The 9,616-nt window shown below is 68.3% G+C and carries 8 protein-coding genes and 1 pseudogene; 1 reads left to right on the top strand and 8 read right to left on the bottom strand.

The window, feature by feature from the left end:
* Positions 1-11: 11 nt before the first annotated feature.
* The 3 genes from G3I19_RS13835 to G3I19_RS13845 form a co-directional block, all read right to left on the bottom strand.
* Positions 12-296 (bottom strand): phosphopantetheine-binding protein, encoded by a 285-nt coding sequence (locus G3I19_RS13835; RefSeq protein WP_164263711.1) that lies wholly within the window; start codon positions 294-296, stop codon positions 12-14.
* 92 nt (positions 297-388) lie between these two features.
* Entirely contained in the window at positions 389-1,693 is a 1,305-nt protein-coding gene (locus G3I19_RS13840) for a type III PLP-dependent enzyme (RefSeq protein WP_164263714.1), read from the bottom strand.
* The gene (locus G3I19_RS13845; RefSeq protein WP_239074303.1) at positions 1,690-2,898 is read right to left on the bottom strand and encodes an ATP-grasp domain-containing protein; all 1,209 of its coding nucleotides are present in this window, start codon (positions 2,896-2,898) and stop codon (positions 1,690-1,692) included. The genes G3I19_RS13840 and G3I19_RS13845 overlap by 4 nt, the downstream gene beginning before the upstream one ends.
* 712 nt (positions 2,899-3,610) lie before the next feature.
* Between G3I19_RS13845 and G3I19_RS13850 the strand changes: the two genes are divergently transcribed.
* Positions 3,611-4,618 (top strand): helix-turn-helix domain-containing protein, encoded by a 1,008-nt coding sequence (locus tag G3I19_RS13850; RefSeq protein WP_164263717.1) that lies wholly within the window; start codon positions 3,611-3,613, stop codon positions 4,616-4,618.
* Positions 4,619-4,742: 124 nt separating this feature from the next.
* Here G3I19_RS13850 and G3I19_RS13855 read toward each other — a convergent pair whose 3' ends face one another.
* From G3I19_RS13855 to G3I19_RS13875, 5 genes and pseudogenes are all read right to left on the bottom strand, one after another.
* Positions 4,743-5,528, bottom strand: a complete 786-nt coding sequence (locus G3I19_RS13855; RefSeq protein ID WP_164263719.1) for an alpha/beta hydrolase — start codon at positions 5,526-5,528, stop codon at positions 4,743-4,745.
* Between the two features lie 623 nt (positions 5,529-6,151).
* Positions 6,152-6,748: pseudogene (locus G3I19_RS13860) on the bottom strand (TetR/AcrR family transcriptional regulator); the annotation flags it as partial.
* 451 nt (positions 6,749-7,199) lie between these two features.
* On the bottom strand, positions 7,200-7,736 hold the full coding sequence (locus G3I19_RS13865) for a VOC family protein (RefSeq protein ID WP_164263721.1): 537 nt from the start codon (positions 7,734-7,736) through the stop codon (positions 7,200-7,202).
* 254 nt (positions 7,737-7,990) lie between these two features.
* Positions 7,991-8,581, bottom strand: coding sequence for a hypothetical protein (locus tag G3I19_RS13870; RefSeq protein ID WP_164263723.1), 591 nt, complete (start codon positions 8,579-8,581; stop codon positions 7,991-7,993).
* Between the two features lie 3 nt (positions 8,582-8,584).
* The coding region (locus tag G3I19_RS13875) for a hypothetical protein (RefSeq protein ID WP_239074304.1) at positions 8,585-9,616 on the bottom strand (1,032 nt) is incomplete at its 5' end.

The raw sequence follows: 9,616 nt of genomic DNA on the forward strand, positions 1-9,616 counted from the left end.
GTTCTTCCGCTTCAGTGGGCGGCGGCCGCGGCCGGTGTGCCGGCCGGGGTTCCCGTCGCGGCGAGTACGAAGTCGGTGAGGGTGGCGATCGTCCGGAAGTCGTCGGCGTCGATCTCTTCCGGGTCGACCTCGATGCCTGCCGAGTCCTCCAGGGACATCAGCAGTTCGAGGACGGAGGTGGAGTCGAGGTGCAGGTCCTCGAAGAGGCGGGTGCTCTGCTGAGTGCCGGTCACCTCACGGTCCAGGACCTCGGTGAGGGCGGTCTCGATGGCTGTGACGGCGTCGGTGCGCTGCATGGTGGCTGCTCCTTCGTGTGGGTGGTGTCGTCCGGAGGGGGATGTGTGGGGCCGTGGTCGTGCCGGGTGCGGTGATCCGGCTCACGGCGCTGTCAAAGGCTGATCAGGTGCTGGGGTTCGAGCAGGTCCTCGAGGGTGGCGCGGCGGCGGATGAGGTGGGCGGTGCCGCCGTGGACCATCACCTCGGCCGGGTGGCCGTGGCTGAGGAAGTTCACCGGTGAGGCGCTTGGGCCGTACGCGCCCGAGCGTTCGACGCCGATGAGGTCGCCGGCCTGGACCGGTGGCAGGGTGGCGCGCTTGGCGATGACATCGTTGGGGGTGCACAGCGGGCCGGCCAGCGTGTACTGCCGGGTGGCCGGGGCGTGGTAGTGCGTGAGCGAGGTGACCGGGAAGTTCCGCTTGACGAAGCTTCCGATGCCGACGGCGGCCATGTGGTGGTTGGTCCCGCCGTCGGCCACTACGAACTCTTCCCCGAGGGATTCCTTTACGTACAGGGCGCGGGTGACATAGGTGCCGGCCGGTGCGGTGAGGTAGCGGCCGAGCTCCATGATCAGGCGGCACTGCGGGTGGCGGGCGGCGAAGGGGGCGATGACCTCGCCCAGCCCGGCCGTCAAAGCCTCCAGGTCCAGGTCCTTCTCGTTGTCGAAGTACGCGATGCCCAGGCCGCCGCCGAAGTCGAGCGTCTCCAGGGCGATGCCGAGGTCCGCGCTGAGCTGTTCGGCAGTGGTGAGGATCTGCGCTGTGTTGTGCACGATGTCGCTGTGGTTGAGGAAGCGAGTGCCCATGTAGGCGTGGAGGCCGCTGACTCGTACGGTGCGAAGTCGGGCGATCTCGGGGGCGGCGGAGCGCAGGATGTCGGCGTCGATGCCGAACTGGCGGGGCTTGCCGCCCATGGCCAGTCCTGATCCCTTGGTATGGAAGTCGGGGTTGACCCGCAGTATGGCTCGCACGTCTGTCAGTTGCTGTTCGGCGGCGAGCCGGTCCAACTGGTGCAGTTCTTCCAGGGATTCGCAGACGACGGCGTGTATGCCGGCGTCCAGGCATGCCTGGAGGTCCTCGGTGGTCTTGCCGGGGCCGAGGAAGATGATGTCGTGCGGGGCGACGCCGGCCCGCAGGGCGGTCTCCAGCTCGGCCCGGGAGGACAGTTCCGCTCCGGCGCCGAGCGAGTGGAGGTAGCCACAGATGCTGATGTTCGGGTTGGCTTTCAGCGAGTAGAAGATGTCGACCGCGGGCGGGAGGAGGTCTCGCAGGTGCTGATAGCTGTGGCGCAGGGTGTCGGTGTCGTAGATGTAGGTGGGGGTGCCGAAGGTCTCAGCGATCTCGGAGACGGGCACGCCCTGGAAGTGTCGCTCCGTGCCGGGAGCTGTAGGGGTGTGTGAGGTCTGGGTTTCGGTCATCGTGCGGCGCCTTCCTTGGTGCTGAGGCGGGCCAGCCGTGCGGTGGCTGCCGTGTCGAGTTGCAGCAGTCGTTCCTTGTCGGGGGCGAAGAGCAGGGTGTAGAGCCGGCCGTCGAAGCCGGCTGGGGAGACCCGGGCCTGTGCGTTGACGGTGCCGAAGCAGTTGATGACGACACCGGTGGTGTTCTCGTCGAGGCCGTCGTACGGGCCGAGTACTGCGCGGATGTCCTCGAACGCCAGGGGCCGGTCCAGTTGCAGCGGGTAGTGCTTGGCCAGCACGGTGCCGCCGTGGGGCGCGAGCATGTCGATGGCGTGGCCCTGGTAACTGGACATGTTCAGGCGCGCGTTGATCTCCAGCACGGGGTAGACGAGGTCGTCGGCGCCCAGGATGGCGTCCACGCCGACGACACCGAAGAACCCGTCGGCGAACAGCCGGGCACCGATGGCGTAGGCGGCTTGTTCGATCTCCGTGGACTGCGCTGAGGTCAGTCCGGCGGGCATCAGGTGCCCCTTGTGCACACCGTTCTCCGTGAGGGCTTCCTTCACGAAGTCGAAGTACACCGAGCCGTCACGGCCGATGACGAACTGGTAGTTGAGGTCGGCCTTTTTCTTGAGGAAGCGCTCGACGACGACGTCGATTCGGTCCGAGCCCGACTGTGCGGCGCGGCGCTGCACCATCCGCAGCAGCCGGTCCGCCTTCTTCGGGCTGTCGATGACGATGAGGCCGCGTCCGGAGACGCCGTATGCCTCCTTGACGATGACGGCAGGGGAGTCCGTGAGCCCCCAGGTCAAGGCGTCGGCCAGTTCCCCGGCGTTCTCGCAGCACCGGCCGGCGATGCTCCGCAGGCCCAGTTCGTCGGTGATCCGGCGGCTGTAGATCTTGCTGTTGACCTTTTCGGCGATATCCGACCCGGCGCTCGCCAGGCGCAGCCCGGTTTCTTCGGCTATTTTCTGTTCCTCTGCCGAGGTTCCCATGGGCATGAGGTAGGCCCCGCCGTCCGCCAGTTCCCGCAACCGGGTGAGGAGGTGGGGCGAGGAGAGGACGGCGGCGGCAGTTCCTGCGCCTTCGGGGCGGTTTTCAGGTATCAGCTCGGTCGGCGGCGTCAGTCCGATGGCTGCGGCGTAATCGCGGAATGAAGAGTCGAGGGGTTTTTGCACCAGCAGGAAATCGCTCTCCGCGCCGAGCAGTGCTCCAAGTTCTTCCATGCGCTGAACAGTTTCGTCCGATCCGGACAGCTGTGGCCCGGGCAGCCCCACGTAATCCTGCGCCCAATTCCGCTCCACCTCGAAATTGCAGAGGAACACGAACACGGCGTCCGGGTCGCCGGCTACGGCCTTTTTCATCGCCCGCAAATAACTGGACATATGGCGAGGATTCCTCCCTTTCACTGGAAGTGCGCACACAGCACTGATTCAGCACCGATTCAGCACTGGCTCTGAACGGCCTGGTCAGTCTTCGAATGTGTTGCTACGGTCGTTGGTCATCCGGGCGCCGGCACAGCGGCCGCGCCTGGAATGCCGGACGAGAAGGGGCGGGGGAATGCACCACTCGACGCAGCCACGGAAGCTCCGGCGGCAGCTTGCGGGCCGCCCACTCCCCTGTGCGGCGGGGGCGCTTGGCCTGCACCGCATATCAGGCACGTCTTCCGTCCAGGATTCAATGAAAAGACGCCGAGTCTCCACTGCGCCTCTCGCGCGGAGCGTGAGCGTCACCTCGGTGGCCCCTGTGGTCGCCAAGGAGCGAATCCCAGCCATCTGACCTGCATTCTGATGAGGTTCCGATGAACCCTCGGTAAAAGCCTGTCCGACCTCCACTTTGTGTACCGACGCGCCGTGGTGTTCGCCTCGCTAAGAACACTGCCGCATCTCTCACTGCGCCCGCGAGTAATGCCGGGCCAAAAAATGAAGGATCTGGGTCATGCCAGCAGAGTCTCTGCAACCCCACCGTGTCGCCGTCCTCGCCCTGGAGGAGGTGACCCCCTTTGATCTGGGCATCGCCGAACGGGTCTTCGCCGCCGCCAAGGACAGCGCCGGCCGTTCCCTGTACGAGGTCATCACCTGCACGCTGGACGGCGCGCCAGTCAGCACTGACGCCGGTTACCGGATTCACCCCGCGTACGGCGAGGACTCCCTGGTCTGGGCCGACACCGTCGTCATCCCCACGCCCAACGGCTCGTCCGCCATCCGGGACGGGACCCTCCAGCCGGCCCTGGCCCACGCTTTGACTGCCGCAGCGGACGACACCCGCATGGTCACCATCTGCACAGGGTCATTCGTCCTCGCCGCAACAGGTCTCCTCGACCACCGCCCGGCCACCACCCACTGGTCCTACACGCAGCACTTCCGTTCGCTCTTCCCCGACGTGGAACTGCTGCCCGACGTCCTCTACGTCGATGACGACACCGTCCTGAGCTCCGCAGGCGGCGCCGCCGGACTCGATCTGTGCCTGCACATCGTTCGCCGTGACCACGGCAGCGAAGTGGCCAACCGCGCCAGCAGAAGCTGCGTGGTGCCTCCCTGGCGAGAGGGCAACCAGGCCCAGGTCGTCGAGACGCCCGTCCCCGAGGCGACCGGCAGCACCACAGGACCGACCCGGCAATGGATTCTGGACCACCTCGCCGAGCCCCTGGCCCTCCCCGACCTCGCCCGGCACGGGCGAACGAGCGTACGTACCTTCACCCGCCGGTTCCGCGACGAAACCGGCCTGAGCCCGGCTCAGTGGGTCCTCCAGCAGCGCATCGCCCGCGCCCGCCACTTACTCGAAACCACTGACCTGCCCATCGACCAGGTGGCCGGCGACGCCGGCTTCGGGTCCGGTACGACTCTGCGCCAGCACCTGCGGGCCGCCGTAGGGGTCTCCCCCGGCGCCTACCGCCGCGCCTTCCGTCACGAGCCGGGCGACTTCGGATCGCGCTCCGCCGGCTGATGGCCCCGCTGTCAGCCGGCGGCACCGTGACGCTCCAGCGCTTGCGCCCCAACTCGCCCCGGAACCGCATGAGATGGCGCACCGCATCGGGCGAGTCCCGTATCGGCGCATGCGGGGCGGCCGGTCAACACCGGGTGAGTGCGCGGATGTGGGCGGCGATGGCAGCGGGCTGCTCCGTGGGCGCGTCGTGTCCGGCCGGTACGCGGACAAGGCGGCTTCCCCTGATGCCCTGGGCGAGTTCGTCGGAATGGCTGGGGGCAACGAGAATGTCCTCGGACGCGGCGACGACGAGAGTGGGCGCATCGATGCGCCCGAGGTCGGCGCGGACATCGAGATCGAGCGCGAGGTCGATGTGGTGCCGTGTGCCCGGCGCCAGCCCGGCGGCCGTCTCCTGCGCGATCCGGTCGAGATCCCTGCTGTCCAGCTGGGCCAGGGCGGCCGGGCCGCACGAGAGCTGCATGAGGTAACGACCGAGCACCCGAGGATCGGCCTCCAGCAGATCCCGCCAGTTGCGCAGCGCCAGCTGCAGCCGGCAGTCGGGCCGGGCGAATCCGGCGACCAGCACGAGCGCGGCGGTGCGGGCGGGGTGCCGGGTGGCGTGCCGCACGGCGATGGCACCGCCCATCGAATAGCCGACGACGGTGTAGCGATGGAGACCGGCGCGCTCGGCTGTCGCGGCGATGCTGTCGGCGAGCACGTCCAATTGAAGCGGAGCACCGGGGAGCGGGCTGTGGCCTGAGCCGGGGTTGTCGATGGCGATGACGCGATGGTGCTCAGCGAGATACTCCGGCAGGCTTCCCCAGCTGCCGGCGATGGAGCCGGCCACTCCGTGGACCAATACCAGCCCCTCTCCCCGGCCCTGCTCAAGGTGGTGGAGAACGACAGACTGCGCGGCGGAGAGGTCGGGCATAGAACTCCTTCGGATGGGGCCAACGGAAACTCACGCCACCGTATGCGCCTCAAGGGGACGGGCGTCGGAGCCGGACGTGCTCTCCGGATCCCGTGCCGCTGTCATGCCTGCCCGTCGAGTCGCCTGGAGGTCACAACGACAGTGATGCGTACGCCTGAACTGCCCGCTGTGCGGGCGGGGTTGGGGTCATGGGTGGGATGGGGTGGCGAATCGGCCGTTGAGCGGGCGGCGGACAGCCGAGCCTGGACCGTGCGGTGCGGCACCGGGAAAGAACCGTCGTTGTCAGCGTCTGCCGCCGAGCGTGTCGAGGATGTGCGGCCGCGCAGCCGCGCCCAGGAGTGCGTCAGCTCCGGGTGCGCCGTCGTACTGGAAGTGACGGGGAGGCCGATGTCTGGGTCCCACCTGGAAAACACCGGCGTACGACGGTCCTGGTGCGGTCGTGGACGGCCGTCACGGGGGCCCCGCCGAAGTGGACGAACATCGCGTCGGTCAACGGCGCGGCCTCGTCCACCACCCGGCTGCGGGGCCTGCCGTTCACCGTGCGGCGGTTGAGCCCGGTCTCCTTCGTGATCTCCCGCAAGCTCATCGCACCGGACTCGTACAGCCGCGTCGGCAGGGCTGCCCCGGAAGATCCGGTTGAGGTGGTGGTTCATGACGGTGGCGGCCGACTCGGGGCTGCGCCGGCCGACCAGGATGCTGGTGCCGAGTCCCGCGGACATGGCGAGCAGGCTGACAGCTTCCAGATCCGCGTCCACCCCAGGCCGGATGAGACCGTCGTCCTCCGCCTCCCGGAGGAGAGCGACGAGGGCGCTCTCGGCGGCATCGGGGTCCGTGAGGAAGGGCTGGGCCGCGAGCACCTTGTCGGTGACGGACAGAACGGCGTATGAGGTGTAGACGAGGTGGAAGACGCGGCTCTCCGCGTCGACCGGCAATGCCGCCGTCAGCATCGCCTCGATCACGGCACGCGGTCCCGGATCACGGCCGGCGGCCCGGACACGGGCGGTGACCCGCTCCCCGAACCTCTCGGTCAGATGCTGCAGCCCGTAGAGCAGCAGCTTCTCCTTGGTCTCGAAGTAGTACTGCACCAGCCGCAGCGAGACGCCCGCCTCCGCTGCCACATCGCGCATACCCACAGCGTGCAACCCGCGTCGCGCCGCAACCCGAAGGAGCGCCTCGGCGATCTCGGTACGCCGCACCGCGTGGTCCACACGCTTGGGCATCGGCCGCTCCTCCGCTCGCCGCTTTCACCGGGCCGGGGTCGTCCCCGACACCGGCCACGGACCCCAGATCGACCACGCGGACGAGATCAACCGCCGGATACTGAGCTTCATGGACTCCACCGAACGAAGCTCACGTATCCGGCGGTCCGGATGTCTCCCGGACCCGCGGACATGACGTCCACGACTCGCCGATGAAGCCAGGCGCGCCGGGCCGTCAGCCTCCGTCCTCGTCGCCTTCAACGGCATCAGGAACGAGACAGCACCGGCGAGTTGATCCCCCCGCCCCTCGTGGTACGCCCGAAGGATCCGGTCCCGGCCGCCGTGGCAGATCGCGCGGGCCCTCGGGTCGATGTGCGCCGCGTACGGGAAGGAGGGCGACGGTTGGTCGTGTCCAGCGGCCGCCCGCCCGGGGAGCACCATGGGCACAGCACGTCCGCCCAGACATCGAAGGTCAGCCGGTGGCTCGGTGGCCGGCCGGAGCGGAGATTCCTGTCCCGCCCGGGAGGTCGGCGCCGAATTGCGCGATGACCGCGTCCAGGTCGAGTGGCGCGAAGGCCACGGGGTTCACCTCGTTCGTCCTGTCGGCGGGCACCAGCCAGCACACTTCGAACTCCAGGCCGTCCGGGTCGTTGGCGTACAGCGACTTGGTGGTGCCGTGATCGGTGTCGTAGGCCAGTGCGCCCTTCTGCAGCAGTTCGCCGCGGATCCGCTGGAGTTCCGCCAGGGTGTTCACCTCCCATGCCAGGTGCGCGAGTCCGGGGCGTCGGCCCGGGCCCTGCGGGGGAACCGGGCCCTCGATCTGGAGGAAGGCCAAGTCGTGGTCATTGGTCGACTCCTCGGCCTGCAAGAACGCGCCCTCGAGCACCTTGCCGCCGTCGGCGTGGAAGCGGAAGACGGTGCGGAAGTTCAACAGGTCGGTATAGAAGGCGACGCTGCGTTCGACATCGCGGACGTAGAGCACGGCGTGATTGAGACGCTGGACCGGCATATCACTCCTACGCTTGGTTACGAATAGTGCGTAGCCCCACCGTAGGGAAGTATTGGGGACCTCACAAAAGGCACATCGATGTGCGCAGAGCACACCACTGACCCTGACCGTGCCGCCCCGCACCCGGGCGACGCCTGGCCCACCGGGAGCCCTCACCCGTGCGTTCATCTCTCCGCGAGCCGGTGCGGTCGTCCGCGCAGCCGCAGCCCCCGGCCCGCTCGGGGCAGAGCATCTGACGGGTGCGGGTGTGGTGTTCAGGCGCCGATGCCGATGGCTCCGACGTAGGCGTATGCCGCGTAGTCGGAGTCGAGGTCGGTGATGATGTCGTCCCAGATCTCGTCCAGGGTGCCCGTGTCGCCCTTGCCCCAGGCGTCGACCATGTCGTCCCAGACGTAACGTGCCTGAACCGAGCGCTCGCTGAGGTTCGGCCGGCGGTACTGCTCGGGGACGGTGGTCTGGTCGACGGGGTAGATCTCGATCCGGCGGCCGCGCCCTTCGTTGTCGAGCAGCCGCTTGAGCGCCCCGGAGCGGACCAGGTTGTCCTTGCGGCGTTCCTGATACGCCCTGTCGACGGCTTCGAGCTTGGGGCGGCTGGGGTGCGCTCCGCGCTGCCAGGAGCGCAGCAGGCGGGTGCTGATGCCGTGTTGGGCGAGGACGTGGCGGCCAGGGCGGGTGTTGAGGTAGCGCAGGCGGGCGGAGAGGCCGCGGTTGGTGGTGACGGGTGAGGCGATGGCGCCCTCGCGGGTGATGCGGTCCAGCTCGGCGGCGAGCGCCTGCGCGCCGCTCAGTCCCTGGGCGCCGTGTTTCTGCCACTGGCCCCACAGGTCGGTCGCTCCGCCGGACACGGGTCACTCCCCCAGTGTGTAGAGGGTCTTCGCTTTGACCTGGGTCAGGTCGCGGCCTTCCGGGAACACCGTTTGCCAGTCTCCGGCGACGTGCAGTTCGTCGGTGCCCGACATCTGAACGACCGTCAGCCCGGACGTGTGGGCTTTATGCGCTTTCAGCCACAGGTTCGCGAATGCCTGGGAGCGGATGATGTGCATCCAGTCGGGGCGCCGGATCTCCCGGTTCGCACTGGACTCGCCGATAGTGGACACGAACTTAGAATACATGGATTTCACGTATTCCAGGGCTACTTCGTCATTTTTGGAAATGGCTTCCTTGCGTACTTCGGCGAGTGCGCGGCGCATCTTTTCCAGGAGTCCTTCGGAGGCGCCGGATGTCCATGACTCGTGGATGACGGGTGCGTCGCAGTAGCCGAGTCTCGCGCAGCGCAGCAGGAGGCGGAGCGTGGGTTCGGTGACCCACAGATCCCCCGGCTCCTTGCGTGCGCCGAGCGGTGAGGGCAGGTCCGGCTGCTCCCAGGCGGCCGGGGTGATCCGGTGGATGCCGGAGCGCTTCGCGTCATGATGCTCGCCTTCGGAGTGCACGAGTTTCCCGATCGGCAGCCATGTTTTGAGCGCGCTGAGGTAGGCGGCGTTCATGTCCAGGGCGGTCACTTCGAGGGTCACATGGCCGCCGCGTGCGGCGCGGTGCAATTCCTCGGAGCGCCATTTCGGGCGGGCTTCCCAGACCTGGTCCGCGCCTTTCTGGCGCGCCTTCGTGAGGATCGCCGCCGTCGGCGGGAATTCCGAGTGCTCGTAGCGGCCGCCGACCCGTGAGGCGGCGAACAGCGCCATCACATCCGGAACCGCCGACTTGACGAGCGCGGTCCGTGCCGCCTCCATGTCCCCTTCATGTGCGGCGAGTTCCTCCTCGACGCGGCCACGGACCCGGTCGGCGAGCGGGCCGGCGGGCGCGGCCACCCGCTTCGGGGACGGTGGTACGGCCTCGGCCACGGCGGCGGCCGGCTCCAGCTCCGGCTCCGGCTCCGAGGGGGC

The sequence above is a fragment of the Streptomyces sp. SID10853 genome (assembly GCF_010548145.1).
Lineage (GTDB): Bacteria > Actinomycetota > Actinomycetes > Streptomycetales > Streptomycetaceae > Streptomyces.

Coding starts and splice junctions, on each gene's coding strand:
- G3I19_RS13835 (WP_164263711.1), bottom strand. CDS start 296: ATGCAGCGCACCGACGCCGTCACAGCCATCGAGACCGCCCTCACCGAG.
- G3I19_RS13840 (WP_164263714.1), bottom strand. CDS start 1,693: ATGACCGAAACCCAGACCTCACACACCCCTACAGCTCCCGGCACGGAG.
- G3I19_RS13845 (WP_239074303.1), bottom strand. CDS start 2,898: ATGGAAGAACTTGGAGCACTGCTCGGCGCGGAGAGCGATTTCCTGCTG.
- G3I19_RS13850 (WP_164263717.1), top strand. CDS start 3,611: ATGCCAGCAGAGTCTCTGCAACCCCACCGTGTCGCCGTCCTCGCCCTG.
- G3I19_RS13855 (WP_164263719.1), bottom strand. CDS start 5,528: ATGCCCGACCTCTCCGCCGCGCAGTCTGTCGTTCTCCACCACCTTGAG.
- G3I19_RS13865 (WP_164263721.1), bottom strand. CDS start 7,736: ATGCCGGTCCAGCGTCTCAATCACGCCGTGCTCTACGTCCGCGATGTC.